We start from the raw sequence: 19,941 nt of genomic DNA on the forward strand, positions 1-19,941 counted from the left end.
TCAGACGGCCTCCTCACGCAGATTCTCGATCTCGGCGCGCGGCGCCCACGCCTGGTAGACGCCCCGGTCGAACCGTTCCAGCCCGAGCCGCTCGGCCACCGGGGCCTTGCCGCCCACGTACTCCACCCGCGTCCAGCCGTCGTGCTCGCCGAGCACGACGAACCGCTCGCCCCGCCAGGTGCAGAACGTGCTCACGTACGCCAGCCGCTCCACCTCGGCCGCCGGCACGACCCGGACGTGGCGGTCCGCGGTCACCTGGGTGAAGCCCTCGGCGGGGGCGGACACGTACAGGCGCACCTGGGCGCCGTCGGGGCTGGCCTCGTACTCGGTGCCGCGCCAGCGCGCGAAGTAGCCGTGCCGGAAGCTCACCGGTGTCCTCCTTCGTGGGCGCCGGGCGCCGCCTCCGCCACGCGCGCCGACTCCGATCCCGCCTCCGGCTCCGGCGCACGCGCCGCCGGGACCGCCGCCGCGGCAGGCCCGGCCACCCCTGGCCGCAGCAGCCAGCGGCGCAGGTCGGCGTCGTACCCGCCGATCAGCGTCTCCTGCCCGGACGGCTCGATCCGGTACATCTCCGCTCCGTGCGGCAGCCGCTGGCTGTCGATCTTGAATTCGGGGATGGCCGCGCCCTCGCCGGGCGCGTACCCCGAGCCGGGGAAGGGCGCCTTCTCGATCACCCAGCCGCCCGGCACGGTCCCCATGCTCCACTCGTCGATCCCGCCGAGCGGCGTGCGGAACAGGCCGGGCTTCAGCGCGGGCCAGCGGATCACGTGGACGGCCTCGTCCATCGGCGAGAACGGCGCGCCCTCGTAGACGAGCCCGAGGCCGCGGACCAGCTTGGCCGGGGTGTTGAGGTCGCGGACGTCCCTGAGCGTGTGGACGTACCCCGCGACGAGTTCGTAGCCGCCCTCCAGGTAGTGCGCGACGTGCTCGGGGCGCACGACCTTCTGCATGACCACGACCTCGGGCTCGCCGGTCGCAGACGGCTTCGACTCGAGGGCCGCGGCAACGTCCTGAGGCGGCTCAGGCGGCTCAGGCGGCACCGCGGGGCGTGGCGGGGCCTGCACTCGCGGAGGGTGCTGCAGGGGCGGCAGGGGCCGTTCTGGGGGCGCGGAATCGGGTCCGGGTGGAGATGGGCGGGACGAATGTCCGTTATCGGCTGCCGGTGGCGGCGCGGGCTGCTCGGAGGGCGCCGAAGGGAGCGCGGTCGCGTCCAGGTACGCCGCGCTGGGCAGCCCCGGGTCGATCGCCAGTTGCCACTCCGGGTCGGGCCACTGCCGGACCAGCTCCTGCAGGAGCGCCCGCCGGTGGTGGACGGCCTGCCCGCGCAGCGACCGGCTCATCGCCTCGGGCGAGGTGAACGCCAGCACGAACGTGCCGTCGCCGAACCGGGCGGTCGCGTACCGATGCCCGGCACCGTCGTCGTCCGCCGGGTCGGCGGGAGCGGGGAGGTAGAGCATGGTGTGCCGCAACAGGTCCAGGTAGGCGTTCTGGTCGCCGTCCTCACGCGCGCGGACGAGCGCGATCTCCAGCGCGCCGCCCGGCCCCGGCCCGGACGGGCCCTCGAGCCCCTCCGCGGGCTCCAGGGTCCACCCCGGCGGGCCGTCCGGGCCCGTCTCGCCGCCCTCGCCCTCCAGGGCGTCGCGCGGGATGCCCAGGCCGGGCAGCGCCAGCGCGCGCCCGTCGTTGTGGCCGGCCTGGTAGACGAGGTCGAGCGGGGAATCGGTGCCGTACACCTCCCGGAACGCGGCGACCATGCGCCCCGCCAGGCCCGCGCACCGCTCCGCCTGGTCGGACACGGGCCGCCCGGACCGATCGACCAGCGGCACCCACGACCACCAGTTCTGCGTGTCCGGGTCCTCCGGCGGCTCCCACCCGAGCACGGTCAGCCGGCGCTCCTGGCTCGGCGACAGCGCGCGCGGCAGGAAGGCGCTGCCGACCGCCTCGGCCTCCAGCGCGTTCCACTCCCGCAGCACCTGGACGTAGGGCAGCCCGCCGGTCGCCTGCACGATCAGGAACGACCGGACCGGCAGCCGCAGCAGCTCGATCGTCAGCCGTTTGGCGAAGTCGTTCCAGTCCAATCGGGCCCCAACTCTCCCGTTCGTGGTGATGTTCCGTACTCGACGGTAGCCGCCGCGGCGCGCGCATGCCTTACCGGCCCATGGGCCGGTAAGGGTCGGGCGCGGGTCGTTCCCTTCTGACGGGACGACCCCTCAGACTCCCCGGCAAGGTCAGACTGACCCACCACCCTCCGCTCCGCTCCAGGCGGCGGGTCAGTCGCTGCGCGGCGTCGGGAGCGCGTCGGCGCGCACCGGCGTCCAGGAGCCGGCGATGGCGTCGTAGACGGCCGTGGGGACCGCGGCCTCGGCCTCGTCGCCCTCGCCGTCCCAGCGCCACAGGGGGGTGCCGGGCGGTGGCCGGAGCGGGATGCCGGAAGCGATCGCCGGGACCTCGGGCGCCGGAGCCGGTGGGAGCGGAGGCCGCGGCGCGGGCCCAGACGTGGGCTCGGGCGCGGGCCGCGGTTCGGGCCGCGGTTCGGGGCGCGGTTCGGGGCGCGGTTCGGGTGGCGGAACGACTGGGCGCGGCGTAGCCGGCGCGGCAGGAAGAGGAGGCGGCGCCGCGGCGGCGGGCGGCCCCGGAGGAGTGGCCGGGGGCGCGGTGGGCGGCGGCGCGGTGGGCGGCGGCGCGGTGGGCGGGGGCGGCGCCGGCAGGCCGGGCATGGGGCCCGGCGCGGCCGGCGGCGCGGGCGGTGCCGGCTGAGCGGGCCCCGGCCCCGGCGGCACGGGCGGCACGGGCGGCGGCGCGGACGCCTGGACGCCGGGCTGGTTGATGGCGCGCTGCGTCGCGTCCAGCCGCGTGACGGCCGTCGCGTCCAGGTGCACCTCGCTGGGCAGGCCCGGGTTGATCGCCAGCTGCCAGGCCGGATCCGGCCAGGCCACCGCGAGCTGCGCGAACGAGGTGCGCCGGTAGAGCCCCGGCCGGTGCCCCGAGCGGACCAGCGCCTGCGGCGAGGAGAACACCACCACGTACGTGCCGGTGCCGATCGACGTGGTCGGGAACTCGGCCGTCTCGGGGTGCTCCACCGCCGGGGCGGTCGCCGGCAGGACCAGGTCGGCCGACAGCAGCAGGTCGAAGTAGGTGGTGTGGTCGCCGCGCTGCTTGGCGTCGGCCAGCCGCGGCTCCAGGTCGTCCGGCCCGTCCGGGATCGGCTGCTCGGGCACCGGCGCGGCCAGCACCGCCGCGGCCGGCGCGGGCACGCCGCCGCCCGGCGCGGCCCCCTCGGCGAGCTCGGCGGAGGTGCTGCGGCGCTTGGCGACCCGGGACGGGTCGGCGGCGTCGATGCCGAAGTCGAGCAGCTCGATCAGCCCGGTGCCGTGCCGGTGGAACGACTCGTACACCAGGTCGGAGGGCCGCCGCACGCCCTGCACGTCGCGCAGCGCGGTGACCATGACGTCGGCCAGCCGGCCGTGGTCGTCGACCGTGGCGCGGGCGGGCAGCTCGGTCCACCAGTTGCGCGGGGCGGGATCGGCCGGCGGGCGCCATCCGGCGTCGCTCATGACCTCCTCGTCGGCCAGCGTCAGCAGCAGCGGGCCGTCGAGGAAGTTGTTGCTGACCGCCTCGGCGTAGAGCCGGTCCGGCTCCCGCATGGCCTGGACGTAGTGGCGGCTCTCATCGCGCTCGCGCACGATGAGGATGGTGTCCCTGTCCAGACCCGCCAGCTCGCGTCCCAGACGCCGCGCGAACTCGGACCACTCCAACAAGATCACTCCCTATCAACCGGGGAGGGGCCGCGACCCCCGCGCGACCGGTACCCCAGCCCCCGATGATTGTCGCCCCGATCGCCGCTGGCAAACCGGGGAGCCGCCCGGCGGCCCGCGGGCTCACTCCGGCGGCGTCGCATGCCGGAGCACCCGCAGCGCGCGCCGCAGCTCCGGCGGATCGTCGCCGCAGCCGTCGATGACGTCCATGAGCCGGTGCAGGATCTCGTGCCGCTCGAAGCCCACGTCCAGCATCGCCTGGGCGGTCTCCCACAACTGCGGCGGGTCGCCGTTCCACAACCGTTCGGTGAGCCGTTCATGGGCGTCCAGATGCTCCTCGGTCGCGCCCGGGTGCTCGAACTCAAGCAGGATACGGCGGTCGTCGGGATCGGCGGGGTCGAGAGTGGACAGATCTATCGAACCGTGCCGTCCCGACAGCCGGTGCCGGCCGGACAGGAACGGCAGCGCGAACGCGCGCCGGGGCAGCGCCTCCAGCTCGCCGTCCGGCAGCAGCCGCGCGACCAGGGCGCGGTCCAGCCCGAACGCGGCCGGGTCGCGGTAGGCCTCGGCGAACTTGGCGGTGGCGTCCCAGACGGCGTCGAGAGTGGCGCGCACGCCCGCCTCCGGCAGGCCGGTGCGCTTGCCCGCCCACCGCACCCAGGCCGCCAGCACGTGCGGGACGGCCTCCTGCTCGGTCGGGGACAGCAGCACCTTGCGCGGCAGCCAGTCCAGCAGGAACAGCTCGCACTTGATCGGGGAGACCCGCAGCGGGCGGCCGAAGTCGTGCGCGCAGCCGTACTCGATGATCCGGTCGACGCAGCGGCTGGCGGCCGACCGGTCCGACAGCTCCTCGGCCTCGTCGGAGGCCAGGAACCGGATGGCGATCGTGGCGCGCCGGTCCCTGCTGTACACCGGCGGGTGCGGCAGCCGGCCGCCGGGCGGCAGCGAGTTCACCCGGGCCCGGACGAAGGCGTGGTAGGAGCCGAGGCTCTCGTTGACGGGCGCGTCCGGGGTGTCGTTGGTGTACTCGAGGGCGCGCTGCAGCATCGCGCGGGTGTCGCGCTGGTCGAGCTGCTCGAACCGCATCAGCGGGTTGGTGCGGCCTTCCTGCCGGCAGTGCTCGAGCAGCCGGTCGACGTGCGAGGAGACCCAGGCGTCGCGGACCATCCCGCCGGCGGGCGGATGGAGGCGGCCCTCCGCGGCGGCCGGCGGCTCCAGCGACCGCGCGGTGCCGCCCGTCCCGTGCGGTGGGGCGCCGCCCGTCCCGTGCAGCACGGCGGCGTGCACCGCGCCGGGCTTGTTGCGGTCGACCATGACGACCAGGGCGTGCCGGTCGCGGCCGCCGTAGGTGTAGGTGCAGATGATCGAGTCCTGGTCGCCGTAGACGTCCCGGGACACGTGGCATTCCTCGGGGAGGACCATGCCGACCCGGTCGGCCCAGCCGGGGCGCGCGACGCCGCGCTCCATCAGGGCCAGCGCGGCCCGCTCGGCCTTGGCCGCCTGCCGCGGGGTGCCCAGGTAGGCGATGCCGGTGAGGAGCGCCAGCGCCGCCGGGGTGCCGACGTCGGCGGCGTAGTCGACCAGCGCCTCGCCGATGACCTCCTCGACGTCGCCGCCCGGCACCCGCCGTCCCCACCAGGAGCCCAGGATCTCGCTGACGATCAGCTCGGCGTCCAGCGGGCTGCGCACCGCCAGCAGTTCGCGCGCGTGGCGCAGCATGCCATCGAAGATCGCGAAGACCTCGTCCGAGGGCGGCGGCCCGTCCCGCGCGGGATCCCCGGACGATCGGCGGCGGCTGCGGGGACTCACGTCACTAGCTTCTCAGATCCGGCGCCGGTCCTCGCCCAGGACATCGCGGGGAGTCCGAAATGGGACGGGCCGGAACCGCGCGGGCCCTTCCGTCCGTACCGCCTTCAGGGCCCGGCCACCCTTCCCGAGGGCGGCTCGGACTTCACCATCCCGATCAGATGCTCCCTGGCCATGCGTTCCACCAGTTCGGGCGTCGCCTCCAGTCCCAGGTGCGTCACGCACGCCTGGACGTCGGCGACGCAGCGTTCGACGGTGTCGGTATTGAAGATCGCGAATTCCTGGGCGAGCCGTCCGGCGAGCAGCCGGCGGACCTCACCGCGGTGTTCGGCCAGTGCGGGCATCAACGCGGCCTCCGAGCCCGAGGGTCCGGCGGTACGGGGTGACCGCCGGGGCGGGCGGGACCCGGCCGGGCACGCGCCGGGCCGCGTCAGGGCCCGGCGGAGACCGTGCCGCCCGGCCTCGCCTCGATGTCTCATTTCAGCGGTTTTGCGGTGAGTGTCAAGCCCCTTCCGGCCCCGCCCGATCCTGGACGGCAGGCTCCTGAACGGCCCGATCTTGGACGGCCGGGTCCGCGCGGACCGCCTCGTCCAGCCACCCCGGGTGATGGCGGGCCGCCCAATCCCGGCCGACCCGCCCGGTGACCATGGCGCCGAGCGCGCCGCGGTCGCGCAGCGCGTACCAGAGATGCCCCAGCGTCACCACGACGATGATCAGGAACAGCCAGTCGTGGACGAACGTCGCGCCGGTCCGCAACCGGTCGGGCCAGGGGCCGGGGAAGGTCAGGATCGTGCCGGTGCCGAGCATGACCAGGACGGCGCCGGCGGTGAACGCGGCGTTCAGCTTCTGGCCCGGGTTGAACTTGCCGATCGGGATCACCCCGCGCACGACCGGCCCGGCCGCGCGGTACCCGCCGGCTCCGCCGCCACCGGCGTCCCCGCCTTCGACGCGGGCCACCGCGCGGCGGTCGGCGCTGCGCAGCCACTCCCAGTCGTGCGGGCCGAACCGGTCGAGCCTGCGCAGGTCCGCCCGGAAGGCCCGGGACAGCAGGCCGAGCAGCACCGGCACCGGCAGCGCGTACCCGGCCCAGACGTGCAGCGGCTTGATCAGGTCGCGGCGGCCCACCTCGGCCGCAAGCGCCGGGACGTACAGCAGCGCCGCCGTCACCAGGCACACCAGCATCAGCAGCGCCGTCAGATGGTGGACCCAGCGCTCGGCCCGCGAGAACCGGTCCAGCGGATCAGGTCGGGGCATCGTCGCGTCCGTTCGACCGGCCGACCCACGCGTCCACGTCATAACCCCGCCGCTCCCAGTAACCGGAGATGACCTTGTCGGTCAGCTCGATGCCGCCCAGCCACTTGAGCGACTTGTAGCCGTACATGGGGGCGACGAACAGCCGGACGGGGCCGCCGTGGTCGTGCGTGACCGGCGCGCCGAGCATCTGGGTCGCCACCAGCACGTCCCGCCTGCGCGCCTGGTCCAGCGTCAACGACTCGGTGTAGACGCCGTCGAACGAGGTGAACCGCACGGCCCGCGCACGCGGCGACACGCCCACCGCGTCCAGCAGGTCGGGCAGCGCCACGCCCGCCCACATCACCTCAGGGACGCGCCAGCCGGTCACGCACTGGAAGTCGCGGGTGAGGCGCGTCTGGGGCAGCGCCGCCAGGTCGGCCATGCTGAACGCCTGTTCCCGGCGCACCAGACCGCCGACCGTGACCTTGTGCCGTGCCGGTGGACGTGGCCGCACGCTCCCCACGACCGAGTAGTAGCGGAACCCGTCCGCCGCGCCCGGCAGGACCTCCCCGATCTGGTTCACGGGCGCCAGGGCCCGGTTGAAGCCCTTCTGCAATGTCGCCCCTACCGCGACCCCGGCCACGCCGAAGCCCAGCATGCCCAGCACGACCCGTCTCCCGACCGGCGTGCCGTCTTTGACGCCCTTTTGCTCCACGTTCCCATTCGAGCACCGTTGCGCCGCGGCCACCATGCCCCGTACGCCCGCGCAGGGAACCGGGTGGGCTCTAGGCTGGGCCCATGGCCATCAAGGTTCATCTCGCGCAGCGCCCGGAGGCGAACGAACTGCTTGGACGCAGCCCGCTCGCCGCTCTTATCGGCATGCTGCTCGACCAGCAGATCCCGATGGAGTGGGCGTTCTCCGGCCCGTACACGATCGCCGAACGCCTCGGCACCGGCGATCTGGACGCCGCCGAGATCGCCGCGCAGGACCCCGAGCGGTTCACCGCGGTGCTGTCGGAGAAGCCCGCCGTGCACCGCTACCCCGGCTCGATGGCCAAACGGGTTCAGCAGCTCTGCCACTACATCGTCGAGCACTACGGCGGGGACGCCGAGGCGATCTGGCGCGACGTCGACAGCGGCAAGGAGCTGTTCAAGCGGCTCAACGCCCTCCCCGGCTACGGCAAGCAGAAGGCGCAGATCTTCGTGGCCCTGCTCGGCAAGCAGTACGGGGTGCGTCCCGAGGGCTGGCGGGAGGCCGCCGGCGACTACGGCGAGGAGGGCTCGCGCCGTTCCGTGGCCGACATCACAGGGCCGGACTCGCTGGCCGAGGTGCGCGCCTTCAAGCAGGAGATGAAGGCCGCGGCCAAGGCCGCCAAAGCCCCGAAGTAGCCATTCGTTGCCTGCCGCCGATCGGGATGTGTTGTGTCCGGAACTCGCCGAACGGGCGCGCCGTCCGGGCGTGCCGCGTCCCGGCGTCGTAACATCACGTACTCGCCGTCCGCCTGGACGCCTCCCGGCCGCCGCCGTTCGGCGGGGGCGCCGGAGGGGCGGCGGGCCGAGCCGGGATCGCGGCCGGGAAACGCGGGCCGAGGACGCCCCGGGTCTTCCGTCGGCGGCGAACCATCGGGATGATGAGTACTTGACTCCGACCGGTGTTGTGATGGAGGCGGGAGCGTTAGCCTGCTCCCATTCACTCATTGTGATGAAAAGTTACCGCGCGGTACGGGACCCCCTGGGGCGGAGGTGTTGCCGATGAGCACCGATACGTCCGTTCCGCATCCCCGGATCTCCGGGGTGAAGGGCCAGCCCATGGAAGCGACCGACGCCGCGCTGTACGCCACGTTGATGGGCCAGGCCCCGGCGGGCCTGGCGTTCTTCGACACCGGGCTGCGCTGCGTGCGCGCCAACGCGGTGCTGCCCGAGCTGCTCGGCGTGCCCGGTGCCGACCCGCTGCGCCGCCGCCCGGCCGACTTCCTGCCCGCGGACGTGGCCGCCGCGTTCGAGACCGCGCTGCGCACCGTGCTCGCCGAGGACCGGCCGATCACCGAGGCCGACCTGACCGTCCCGAGGCCCCGCCAGGAGGCCCCGCCGGTCCCGGTCGTCGAGCCGCCGGTGCCGGTCCCCGGCCCGCCCGCCACCACCGTGGCCGCGGGCACCCGCGTGCTGGCCTGCACCTGGCTGCCCGCCCGCGGCGCCGACGGGCGGCCGCTGGGCGTGGTGCTGACCGCGCTGGACGTCACCGAGCGCCGCCGCGCCGAGGAGGTCATCCGGCGCAAGGAGCAGCGCTACCGCTCGCTGGTGGAGGCCAGCTCCCAGGTCGTCTGGGTGGCCTCCCCGGACGGCGGCGTGATCGACGACGCCCCGGAGTGGCGGTCGATCACCGGCCAGACCCCCGACGACTACGCCGTGGACGGCTGGCTCGCGGTCGTCCACCCCGAGGACCGGCCCCGGATCGAGACGACCTGGCGCGAGTGCGTCGCCGACAACCGGGTCTTCGAGACCAACTACCGGATCCGCACCAAGACCGGCCAGTACCGGCACTTCGATGTCCGCGCGGTGCCGATCTGGCGCGGCGACACGGTGATCGAGTGGGTCGGCGCCAACACCGACGTCACCGGCCAGCGCGAGGCCGAGGAGATGCGCGGGCGGCTCACCGAGCAGCTGTCGGCGGCCGCGCTGCGCACCGCGCGGCTGCAGCAGGCCACCTCGATGCTGGCCGAGGCGCTCACCGTCAGCCAGGTGGTCCAGGTGATCACCGAGGTCGGCCGGTCCGCGATCGGCGCCGACTACTCCGCGGTGGCGCTGCTGGACGACGACAAGCTGCGGCTGAGCGTGGTCGCCCCGTCCCAGCCCGGCGGCGAGCCCCGGCCCGAGGGCCGGCCCGAGTCCCGCGACGGCATCAAGGTCAGCGACCAGACGGTCATGTCGGTCGCGGTGCGGGAGAGCCGGCCGTTCCTGGCCGAGCACCCCGACAGCCTCCGGCTCCAGCTCGGCCGCGACGAGACCGGGCTGTTCACCCAGCACACCGAGGAACGCGCCTGGGTGGGCCTGCCGCTGCTGGCGGCGGGCGCGCCCATAGGAGCCCTGCGGTTCTCCTTCACCCGGCCCCGGGAGATCACCGAGGAGGAGCGGGTCTTCCTGGAGGCCCTGGCCGGCCAGTGCGCGCTGGCGGTGGAGCGGGCGCTGCTGTTCGAGCGCGAGCACAAGACCGCCGAGGAGCTGCAGCGCAGCCTGCTCCCCAGCGACCTGCCGCAGCTGCCCGGCATGGTGCTGGCCGCCCGCTACAACCCCGCCACCCGGCACGTCCAGGTCGGCGGCGACTGGTACGACGTGTTCCGCCTCCCCGACGACCGGCTCGCCATCGCCGTCGGCGACGTGATGGGCAAGGGCGTGCTCGCCGCGGCCGGCATGGGCCGCGTCCGCAACGCGCTCCGGGCCCTGGCCCTCAACGACCCCCGGCCCGCCGCCGTGCTGGCCGGTCTCGACCGGCTCTTCTCCGCCACCGAGGACGAGGAGCAGTTCACCACGGTCGCCTACGCGGTCATCGACCCCGAGACCGGCCACGGCGCCTTCAGCAACGCAGGCCATCCGCCACCCCTGCTGATCTCGGCGGACGCACCCGCCAGGGTCAGCGGGCTCGAGCCGGGGACCCCGCTCGGCTGGCCCTCCCAGCGACAGCAGACAAGTTTTTCCATCGAGACCGGCAACACTGTGGTCTTCTATTCCGATGGACTTGTGGAGAACCGTAGGCGTGGGGTGGACGCCGGCCTGGAGGAACTGGTCGCGGTAGCGGCCGACGCCCCACCTGAAGTGGTAGGAGATCCGGAGAGACTCGTCGACTTCCTGGTCGATCGGATGCTTGCCGGTTATGAGCAAGTGGACGATGTGACCGTACTAGCCCTGCACGTCCCGCCCAAGCCCATGTGAGACCCGTGTGAACCGCCGCCTGGCGGCGGCGCCTGAGACGGCCCCGGAAGGGCCGGAAGAGGTCGCGAAGACGGCACCGTCCGTACGAAGGACCGCTCAGCGCCCTCTAAGGTGGTGTGTTACCGGGCAGGACATCGAAATGCGGAATGCGCAGCAGTGCCAGAATGCTTGACCCTAGTAAGAAGCGGGTACGCTGCGGACCCGCACAGCGTGACCCGCGCGGTGTGTGGTCCCACCCAGTGTGAGGCCGGGCCCGTCAGGGCACTTGGGTCAACCAAGCCACACGTTCGTTCGAGAGGTATTTGTGTCGCCTGCTAGCTCGACCTCGAAAGCGTCAGATCTGCACGAGCACGTCATCGCGCAACTGATCGAGCGTGGACGGTCCCAGGGTTACCTCGACGTCGACGACGTACGACGTACGTTCGAGGAGGCCGACATCCCCGTGTCGAAGGCCTCCAGCATCCTGCGGAGCCTCAGCAAGGAGGGTGTGACCGTCATGGTGAGCGCTGCCGACTCTGCGGCGCCCAAGCGTTCGCGCAAGCGCGCGGCGCCTGCCGCGCGCAAGCCCAAGACGGCCGCCGCGGCCAAGGAGCAGCCCACCACGGTGACCGCCGTCGTCGACGACGGCGCCGAGGAGGCACCGGCCCCCGCGCCCAGCCCGGCCACCGTCGCCAAGAAGGCCCAGGCCCGCAAGGGCGCGGCCAAGCAGAAGCCGGTGCCCGCCAAGGGCGAGCCGGCCAAGGGCCCGGCCAAGAAGGCGGCCCCGGCCCCCGCGGCCAAGGGCGCCGGTCCGGCCAAGAAGGGCCCGGCCAAGTCCGCCGACGACCCCGAGCTCGAGGACGACGTCGATGTCACCGACCTCGACGACCTCGAGGAGCTGGAGGGCGACGACCTGGAGGTCGTCGAGGACGGCGGCGAGGAGACGGCCGCTCCGGACGCCGACGAGCCGGCCGAGGAGGAGCCCCCTGTCGTGGTGGTCGCCGCGCCCGCCAAGGGCCCCAGCGGCAAGCCCAGCGGCAACGACGAGGAGGCGTTCGTCCTCGGCGACGACGACGAGGACGCCCCCGCCCAGCAGATCGCGGCAGCCGGGGCCACCGCCGACCCGGTCAAGGACTACCTCAAGCAGATCGGCAAGGTCCCCCTGCTGAACGCCGAGCAGGAGGTCGAGCTGGCCAAGCGGATCGAGGCCGGCCTGTTCGCCGAGGAGCGGCTCGCGGCCGCCGGGCACACCATGTCCGAGGAGGACCGCGACGACTTCGAGTGGATCGCCGAGGACGGCCGCCGGGCCAAGAACCACCTGCTGGAGGCCAACCTCCGCCTGGTGGTGTCGCTGGCCAAGCGGTACACCGGCCGCGGCATGCTGTTCCTGGACCTGATCCAGGAGGGCAACCTGGGCCTGATCCGCGCGGTCGAGAAGTTCGACTACACCAAGGGCTACAAGTTCTCCACCTACGCCACCTGGTGGATCCGGCAGGCGATCACCCGCGCGATGGCCGACCAGGCCCGCACCATCCGCATCCCGGTGCACATGGTCGAGGTCATCAACAAGCTGGCCCGCGTGCAGCGCCAGATGCTCCAGGACCTGGGCCGCGAGCCCACCCCGGAGGAGCTGGCCAGGGAGCTCGACATGACCCCGGAGAAGGTCGTCGAGGTGCAGAAGTACGGCCGCGAGCCGATCTCGCTGCACACCCCGCTGGGCGAGGACGGCGACAGCGAGTTCGGCGACCTGATCGAGGACTCCGAGGCGATCGTCCCGGCCGACGCGGTGAGCTTCACGCTGCTGCAGGAGCAGCTGCACTCGGTTCTGGACACGCTCAGCGAGCGCGAGGCCGGGGTGGTCTCGATGCGGTTCGGCCTGACCGACGGCCAGCCCAAGACGCTCGACGAGATCGGCAAGGTCTACGGCGTGACCCGCGAGCGGATCCGCCAGATCGAGTCCAAGACCATGTCGAAGCTGCGCCACCCGTCGCGGTCCCAGGTGCTGCGCGACTACCTCGACTGAACGGGCGCCCGCACGACGTGAGGTGAGACGAGACCGCTCCGGCAGCCCCGGAGCGGTCTCGTCTTTTTCGGCCCGGGTGACCGGCCGTAAAACCTCGCGACCACATGTGGTCAGTGGGGCAGGCGGTGCCGATGGGGTTCCGGAGGCGCGGCCGGGACCGGGCGGCGCGGCGGAGCATCGCCGTGTTTCGGAATTGTTCCCGCAGGCCGGGCCCCATCCGCCCGGGGAGCTGTCCATTTTTGTTGACGTGCGGAAATATCCAGGTCAAAGATGCTCCAGGGTATGTAACACACTGTTTACATCCAGGTAGCGCGCGCCGTCGTGCCCGTTCCTACGCTTCCGCCCCATGGGACTTGTGGAGCTTGATCGGACACGTGGAGGGCCGGTGGAGCAGAGCAGGCTCGGCCGGGCGCCCACCCCGGTCCGCGGCCGCACGACACGCGTGATCGGCGGACGTCCCTGGACGGATCCCGTCCTCGACCATGCCGTCGACGCCGTCCACGACCGCCACCTGAGGGGCGGGGCGCGCGCCCTGGCCGAGGCCCGGCACGACCCGGAACTGCGCTCGGTGCGGGTCGAGGCGCTGGCCAAGGCCGCCATCGGAGCCGGCCCTTACATCGAGGCACTCCTGACCGAGGACTCCGCGAACCCCGACCTGTGGCTGTGGCTCGGCCGCACCCGGATCGAGGAGGGCTGGCGGATCCGGCCCGACGCCCGAGCGCGGGCGGTGCAGGCCGCCGGCTACACCGCCTACACCAAGAAGATGCGCGAGGCCCGCGACCCGCTGCTGACCGCCGCCAGGCTGTGGCCCGACGACCCGGTCCCCTGGGAGGCGATGCTCTGGCTCGCCCTCGGCCTCGACGCCGACCGCGAGGAGAAGGACGAGTTGTGGCGGCAGGCGTACCGGCGCGGCCCCACGCTGTACGGCTCGCACGTCGCCCGCGTGGTCAGCCTCTCGCCGCAATGGGGCGGCCTGCCGGAGGAGATGTTCGAGTTCGCCCGGGTCGGGATGAGCACCGCGGGACGCGAGGACCCGCGCTCGGCGCTGCTGCCGCTGGCCTACTTCGAGTACTTCGTCCAGGAACGCCAAGGCATCATCCGCGGCTCGTCGTCCTGGTTCTCGGCCGAGGAGTGCCGCGACGTCGAGGTCGCCGCCCGCGGCTGGTTCGAAGGGCCGCGCCCGCATCCGCGCACCATCGAGGCCCACAACATCTTCGGCGCCGCGTTCCACCTGGCCGACGCGCGCCGGCCCGCCCGCCAGCACCTGCTCCGCACCCAGGGGCGTCCCAGCAGCCTGCCGTGGGCCTACCTGGGCGGAAACGAGGTCGGCCAGTACGTCAAGGCGTGCCGCCACCTCAACATCACCACGGTCTGAAACGGCCGCGACGTCGTGACCGGGCCGACCGACAGCGCCCGACCGACAGCGCCCGACCGACAGTGGCCATCCGGCCCGGCTCAGGCGTGCAGGATGATGTCCAGATTGTCGCCGTTCAGCTCCGCCGTGTGGCCGAGCCCCGCCACGATCTTCAGCAGTTCCTCCGGGGTCTCCGGAGCCGCGCCCGCCTCCAGCAGGTCATGCGCCACCCTTCCGCGCGTCGCCTTCGCCATGTGGCTGACCACGCTGCGCTTGGGGACGCCTCCCAGGATCCGCTCCCGGAAGACCCGGACCGCCACCGCGGGCCCCTGGCCCCGCGCCGGCTTCCATGCCGAGACGTACGGCCCCGAGCGCATGTCCACGATCAGCCGCCGCCGGGTGAAGCCCAGGGCCTCCCGGAGCGCGGGACGCCACAGCGCCGCCAGTTTCCCCTCCGGCGGCAGTGTCACGTCCATGGCCAGCCGGTAAGGCGGGATCCGGTCGGTGAGGCGCAGCGCGCCCCACAGGCCCGAGAACACGATGATCTGGTCGGCGGCCCGGCCGGGATCGAGCTCGTGCAGGGCCAGGTTGTCGTACAGGACGCCGGTGTACAGGCGCGCGACCGGCAGTGTCGGGGTCCGCCGCAGGACCCGGTTGCGGGTCAGCGCCTCCTCCGCCTGCCCGGCCGGGAGCGCCAGCACCTCGCGCGCGTCGTCCCGCAGGCACGCCTCGCCCAGCGCGTCCAGCACCCGCTCCCGGACGGGGTTGAGCTCCGGGAAGGCGAGGCCGCCGAGATCGAGCGGCGGGCCGTCCCCGCCGGTGGCCTTGCGCTCCGACGGCGGCAGCAGAATCAGCACGTGTCCGAGGCCTCCTTGCGATCGGCGACACTGCGTGATAATTCGATCACACAATGCGATCGAAAACGCGTCCAGGCTGCTTTCAGGGCATATCCAGGAATGGGGGAACGGCGGCCGCCGTCGCCGGTGACCGCCGTTCCAGATTCTTTTATCGCGAGGGCTTACCGCTCATCGTTGGGCGCGGTGGCCGGGGTTTCGGTGAGCCTGTCGGTCTCGTCCTGAATGTCGGCCCCGTTGGCTCGGAGGGCCTCTGCGTACTTACGCCCGTGGTGGGCGCAGAACAGAAGGTCGCCGCCGCCTACAAGGACTGCACGGACGTAGGCCTGGGCACCGCAGCGGTCGCAGCGGTCTGCGACGGACAACGGCTTGGTTGGGGCAAGGGCTCCAGTCACGGCACCTTCCTCATGCTCGGGGTCGGTACTTAGAACAACATCTAACCCGACGCTGACGTTCCCAACCTGTTTCTTCGTACGCCCACAGCGGAATGGGTCGATTGGTGACCGACATCACACCCGCCGCCTAGGCATCGTCCCATCTGAACAGCCGGACGGCGACGAATGTTCCCGCGACCGCGATCCCCAGCAGAACGCCGATCTCCGGAAGGACCGAGGCCGGGCTCTGGCCGCGGGCCATGACGTCCAGCATGCCCTCGTTCAGATAGCGCAGCGGGAAGGCGTACGAGACCGCCTGCATCCAGCCGGGGGCCGCGTCCAGCGGGAAGAACGAGCCGCCCAGGAACGCCATCGGGAGCACGACCAGCTGGCCCACCGTCTGCGCGGCCTCCTGCGTCTTCGCCCACGCCCCGATGACCATGCCGATCGCCAGGAACGCCAGCACGCCCGACACCACCATCGGGACGCACATCCACCAGGAGCCCCGCAGCTTGAGATCGAACAGGGGCAGCCGCGCCACCACCAGGAACAGCGCCAGCTGCACCAGCGCGATGCCCACGCTCACCGACACCCGCGCCCCGAACACCGCCGAGACCGGCGCCGGGGACAGCCGAAGCCGCCGCAGGATCCCCTTGGTCCGCCAGGTCACCAGCGTCTGCGCGGCCCCGAACACGCCCGCCGACGCCAGCGCCCAGCCCAGCAGGCTCGGGGTGAAGAACTGGATCGCCTTCAGCGAGTCGTCCTCCACCTGCTCGACCGTCAGCCGGTACGCCGCGGGCCGCCCGCTCGCGGCGATGTTGGCCGACTGGACGATCGAGTCCATCAGCCCGCGGACCGTCCCGGACTTCACCGAGTCGGCGGCCGAGTAGTGCACCACCAGCTCGCCGCCCTGCTGCTCCACCACCGCGTCCGCGTCGCCGTCGGCGACCTTCTTCAGCGCGCCGGCCCGGTCGGCGCTCCTGGTGACCTCCAGGACCTTGGCCAGCTCACCGCCGCCCCCGGCGACGGCGCCGTCCAGGACCGCGGCCGGCCCCACCTGGACCACCTCGACCTTCGAGGTGGTCTGGTTCCCGAACACGCCCCCGAAGATCACCAGGAACATCAGCGGGAACAGCACCGTGAAGAACAGCGCGCCGCGGTCGCGGGCGAAGCCGAGCGCCATGGCCCGCGACAGGCTCCGGAAACTCTGGAAGTCGGTCACGCGCGGTACTCCCGCCCGGTGAGGTCCAGGAAGACGTCCTCCAGCGTGGCGCCGCGGATCTGCACGCCGTCCAGCGCGTCCCGGGCCGCCATCGCCGCCACCACCTCCGAGGGCGCCCGGGTGGAGATCACCAGCGACACGCCGTCGTCGGCGACCTCGTCCGCGCCGGGCAGCGCCCCCGCCTCGGCGGCCGCCAGCACCCCGCTGGCCACGCTGATCCGGGCCGGCGCGTCCAGATCGCGGACCAGTGCGGCGGGCGGCCCCAGCCGCAGGATCCGGCCCGCGTCCATGATCGCCACCCGGTCGCAGAGCAGCTCGGCCTCGTCCATGTAATGCGTGGTCAGCACGATCGTGCGGCCCTCGGTGTTGATGGCGCGCAGCACGTCCCAGAGGTTGCGCCGGGCCTGCGGGTCCAGCGCGGCGGTCGGCTCGTCCAGGAAGACCAGCTCCGGATCGTGGACGAGCGCGCACGCGATCGACAGCCGCTGCGCCTGCCCGCCCGACAGCTTCTCCACCCGCACGTCGGCCTTGTCGTTCAGCCCGACGGTCTCCAGCATCGCGTCCGCCTTGGCCGCCGGCACCCCGTACAGCGAGCCGAAGGTGCGCAACTGCTCGCGCGCGGTCAGCCGCTCGAAGAACGAGGACGCCTGCAACTGCACGCCGATCCGCGGCAGCAGCCGCGGGTTGCGCGGCCACGGCGCCTCGCCCAGCACCGTCACCGCGCCCTCGTCGGCCTCCCGTAACCCCTCGACGATCTCCAGGAGGGTCGTCTTCCCCGCCCCGTTGGGCCCCAGGATTCCGAAGAACTCGCCTTCGGGGACCTCGAAGGAGACCCCGTCGACGGCGCGGACATCCCCGTAACGTTTACGGAGCCCGTCCGCACTGATCGTGTGTGTCATGCATAGAACGGTAAGGCCGGGGAAATACGGGACGACACCCCCTGAAGTCGGAGTTCGCACCGCCGCGCGCTCCGGCCTGGCGGAAAATCCTCCCCGCCGCGGCCCGTGTCGATAGTATGTTCGACCGCGTCCCGCATGGCACGGGCGGCGAGCCTGCCCGTGGGCCGTCGGCGGATGGGGGTACCCTGCTGCCGAATGTCCTACCCCCGAGGAGCACACGCAGTTGACCGCCGCGACCGCTGAAGTGACGACCGACGATACGCACGGCTACTCCGCCCGGCACCTCACGGTGCTGGAGGGGCTGGAGGCCGTGCGCAAGCGACCCGGCATGTACATCGGGTCCACCGACAGCCGTGGGCTCGCCCACTGCCTCTGGGAGATCGTCGACAACTGCGTCGACGAGGCCCTCGCCGGCTACTGCACCCACATCAACGTCGTGCTGCACGCCGACGGCTCCTTCGAGGTAGGCGACAACGGTCGCGGCATCCCCGTCGACATCGAGCCCAAGACCAAGCTGCCCGGCATCGAGCTGGTGATGACCCGGCTGCACGCGGGCGGCAAGTTCGGCGGCGTGGCCTACACCGCCTCCGGCGGCCTGCACGGGGTGGGCGCCTCGGTGGTGAACGCGCTGTCGGCCCGCCTCGACGTCGAGGTCGACCAGGGCGGCGCCACCCACGCCATCAGCTTCCGCCGCGGGCTGCCCGGCGAGTTCGCCGACGAGCGGCCCAACGCCCGCTTCAAGAAGCGCTCCGGGGTCCACCAGGTCCGCAAGGTGGCGCGCACCACCACCGGCACCCGGATCCGGTTCTGGCCGGACATGCAGATCTTCATCAAGGGCGCCACCGTCGACCAGGCCCAGGTCCTCGACCGGATGCGGCAGACCGCCTTCCTCATCCCCGGCCTGACCATCGACCTGCGGGACGAGCGCGGCGAGGAGATCGTCGAGGAGACCTTCCGGTTCGACGGCGGCATCGGCGAGTTCTGCTCCTACCTCGCCAAGGACACCGAGATCGTCGACGTGCTGCGGATCCAGGGCCGGGGCCACTTCACCGAGACCGTCCCGGTGCTGGACGAGCAGGGCCACCTGGTGCCCACCGACGTCGAACGCGACATGGAGGTGGACGTCGCGCTGCGCTGGGGGAGCGGCTACGACACCATCACCAAGTCGTTCGTCAACGTCATCGCCACGCCCAAGGGCGGCACCCACGTGCGCGGCTTCGACCGCGCCCTGCTCCGGGTGATCAACGAACAGCTGCGCGCCACCAAGCTGCTCAAGAACAGCGACGAGGACGTCATCAAGGACGACATCCTGGAGGGCCTGACCGCGGTGGTCACGGTGCGGCTGCCCGAGCCGCAGTTCGAGGGCCAGACCAAGGAGGTGCTCGGCACCTCCGCCGCCGCCCGGATCGTCTCCCAGGTCGTCGGCCGCGAGCTGAAGGAGATCTTCGAGTCGCCGGGGCGCGGGCAGAAGCAGCCGCTGCGCGCCGTCCTGGAGAAGATCGTCGGGGCCGCCAAGACCCGGATCGCCGCCCGGACCCAGCGCGACAACCAGCGCCGCAAGAACGCCCTGGAGAACTCGGCGCTCCCGGCCAAGCTGGTCGACTGCCGCACGGCCGACGACCGCAGCGAGCTGTTCATCGTCGAGGGCGACTCCGCGCTCGGCACCGCCAAGCTGGCCCGCAACTCCGAGTTCCAGGCGCTGCTGCCGATCCGCGGCAAGATCCTGAACGTGCAGAAGGCGTCCGTCGCCGACATGCTCAAGAACGCCGAGTGCGCCGCGATCATCCAGGTGATCGGCGCCGGCTCGGGCCGCACCTTCGACCTCGACTCGGCCCGCTACGGCCGGATCATCCTGATGGCCGACGCCGATGTCGACGGCTCGCACATCCGCTGCCTGCTGCTCACCCTCATGTACCGCTACATGCGCCCGATGCTGGAGGCCGGCCGCGTCTTCGCCGCCGTCCCGCCGCTGCACCGGATCGAGCTGGTCAAGCCCAGGAAGGGCCAGGACAAGTACGTCTACTGCTACAGCGACGCCGAGCTCCGCAAGAAGCTGGTGGAGTTCGAGCGCAAGGGCATGCGCTGGAAGGAGCCGGTCCAGCGCTACAAGGGCCTGGGCGAGATGGACGCCGACCAGCTGGCCGAGACGACCATGGACCCGCGGCACCGCATCCTGCGCCGCATCCGCATCGAGGACGCCGAGGACGCCGCCAAGATCTTCGACCTCCTGATGGGCAGCGAGGTGGCCCCCCGCCGCGAGTTCATCACCGCCGGCGCCGCCGAACTGGACATGGAGCGGATCGACACCTGAACGTCGGGGGGCCGCACTAGATTGCGGTGGCATGTCCGACAAGATCAAGTCCGAGGTTCTCGACGCGCTGGCCGCCGCGGTGGCCGGGGCGGCGCCCGACGGGTGGGCGTCGGCGCGCCTGCGGGGCAGCATCGACTTCAGCGGTGACGCGACCCTGACGCTGACCTATGACGGCAAGAAAGCACAGGCACGCCCGGATCTGTC

16 protein-coding genes are annotated in these 19,941 nt (G+C 72.5%); 5 read left to right on the forward strand and 11 right to left on the reverse strand.

The window, feature by feature from the left end:
• From ABD340_RS12120 to ABD340_RS12150, 7 genes are all read right to left on the reverse strand, one after another.
• On the reverse strand, window positions 1-369 hold the full coding sequence (locus ABD340_RS12120) for a hypothetical protein (protein ID WP_344588901.1): 369 nt from the start codon (window positions 367-369) through the stop codon (window positions 1-3).
• A complete protein-coding gene (locus ABD340_RS12125) occupies window positions 366-2,078 on the reverse strand; it encodes a TY-Chap domain-containing protein (protein WP_344588902.1) in 1,713 nt (570 codons plus the stop codon). Before ABD340_RS12125 ends, ABD340_RS12120 begins: the two co-directional genes overlap by 4 nt.
• Window positions 2,079-2,270: 192 nt before the next feature.
• Window positions 2,271-3,758 (reverse strand): TY-Chap domain-containing protein, encoded by a 1,488-nt coding sequence (locus ABD340_RS12130; RefSeq protein ID WP_344588903.1) that lies wholly within the window; start codon window positions 3,756-3,758, stop codon window positions 2,271-2,273.
• A gap of 120 nt (window positions 3,759-3,878) precedes the next feature.
• Window positions 3,879-5,474, reverse strand: coding sequence for a hypothetical protein (locus ABD340_RS12135; protein WP_344589604.1), 1,596 nt, complete (start codon window positions 5,472-5,474; stop codon window positions 3,879-3,881).
• A 194-nt stretch (window positions 5,475-5,668) separates the two neighbouring features.
• Window positions 5,669-5,905 (reverse strand): hypothetical protein, encoded by a 237-nt coding sequence (locus ABD340_RS12140; RefSeq protein ID WP_344588904.1) that lies wholly within the window; start codon window positions 5,903-5,905, stop codon window positions 5,669-5,671.
• A gap of 157 nt (window positions 5,906-6,062) precedes the next feature.
• On the reverse strand, window positions 6,063-6,815 hold the full coding sequence (locus ABD340_RS12145; RefSeq protein WP_344588905.1) for a hypothetical protein: 753 nt from the start codon (window positions 6,813-6,815) through the stop codon (window positions 6,063-6,065).
• On the reverse strand, window positions 6,802-7,509 hold the full coding sequence (locus tag ABD340_RS12150) for a molybdopterin-dependent oxidoreductase (protein ID WP_344588907.1): 708 nt from the start codon (window positions 7,507-7,509) through the stop codon (window positions 6,802-6,804). The genes ABD340_RS12145 and ABD340_RS12150 overlap by 14 nt, the downstream gene beginning before the upstream one ends.
• Before the next feature lie 83 nt (window positions 7,510-7,592).
• Between ABD340_RS12150 and ABD340_RS12155 the strand changes: the two genes are divergently transcribed.
• From ABD340_RS12155 to ABD340_RS12170, 4 genes are all read left to right on the forward strand, one after another.
• On the forward strand, window positions 7,593-8,183 hold the full coding sequence (locus tag ABD340_RS12155; RefSeq protein ID WP_344588910.1) for an HhH-GPD-type base excision DNA repair protein: 591 nt from the start codon (window positions 7,593-7,595) through the stop codon (window positions 8,181-8,183).
• A 363-nt stretch (window positions 8,184-8,546) separates the two neighbouring features.
• A complete protein-coding gene (locus ABD340_RS12160; protein ID WP_344588911.1) occupies window positions 8,547-10,721 on the forward strand; it encodes a SpoIIE family protein phosphatase in 2,175 nt (724 codons plus the stop codon).
• Between the two features lie 304 nt (window positions 10,722-11,025).
• Entirely contained in the window at window positions 11,026-12,723 is a 1,698-nt protein-coding gene (locus tag ABD340_RS12165) for an RNA polymerase sigma factor (RefSeq protein WP_344588912.1), read from the forward strand.
• 385 nt (window positions 12,724-13,108) lie between these two features.
• Window positions 13,109-14,098: a hypothetical protein gene (locus tag ABD340_RS12170; RefSeq protein WP_344588913.1), complete on the forward strand. Its 990-nt coding sequence runs from the start codon at window positions 13,109-13,111 to the stop codon at window positions 14,096-14,098.
• Between the two features lie 80 nt (window positions 14,099-14,178).
• Here ABD340_RS12170 and ABD340_RS12175 read toward each other — a convergent pair whose 3' ends face one another.
• The 4 genes from ABD340_RS12175 to ABD340_RS12190 form a co-directional block, all read right to left on the reverse strand.
• Window positions 14,179-14,934 (reverse strand): YaaA family protein, encoded by a 756-nt coding sequence (locus ABD340_RS12175; protein WP_344588915.1) that lies wholly within the window; start codon window positions 14,932-14,934, stop codon window positions 14,179-14,181.
• A 161-nt stretch (window positions 14,935-15,095) separates the two neighbouring features.
• Window positions 15,096-15,326 carry a DUF7455 domain-containing protein gene (locus tag ABD340_RS12180; RefSeq protein ID WP_344588917.1) on the reverse strand — a complete coding sequence of 77 codons (231 nt, stop codon included), beginning with the start codon at window positions 15,324-15,326 and terminating at the stop codon, window positions 15,096-15,098.
• Window positions 15,327-15,453: 127 nt separating this feature from the next.
• A complete protein-coding gene (locus ABD340_RS12185; protein ID WP_344588918.1) occupies window positions 15,454-16,527 on the reverse strand; it encodes an ABC transporter permease in 1,074 nt (357 codons plus the stop codon).
• A complete protein-coding gene (locus ABD340_RS12190) occupies window positions 16,524-17,426 on the reverse strand; it encodes an ABC transporter ATP-binding protein (RefSeq protein ID WP_344588919.1) in 903 nt (300 codons plus the stop codon). The genes ABD340_RS12185 and ABD340_RS12190 overlap by 4 nt, the downstream gene beginning before the upstream one ends.
• Window positions 17,427-17,649: 223 nt before the next feature.
• Here ABD340_RS12190 and ABD340_RS12195 point away from each other — a divergent pair, with 223 nt between their 5' ends.
• On the forward strand, window positions 17,650-19,737 hold the full coding sequence (locus tag ABD340_RS12195) for a DNA gyrase/topoisomerase IV subunit B (RefSeq protein WP_344588920.1): 2,088 nt from the start codon (window positions 17,650-17,652) through the stop codon (window positions 19,735-19,737).
• Window positions 19,738-19,941: the final 204 nt, after the last annotated feature.

The organism is Actinomadura vinacea, assembly GCF_039532545.1.
Taxonomy (GTDB): Bacteria; Actinomycetota; Actinomycetes; order Streptosporangiales; family Streptosporangiaceae; genus Spirillospora; species Spirillospora vinacea.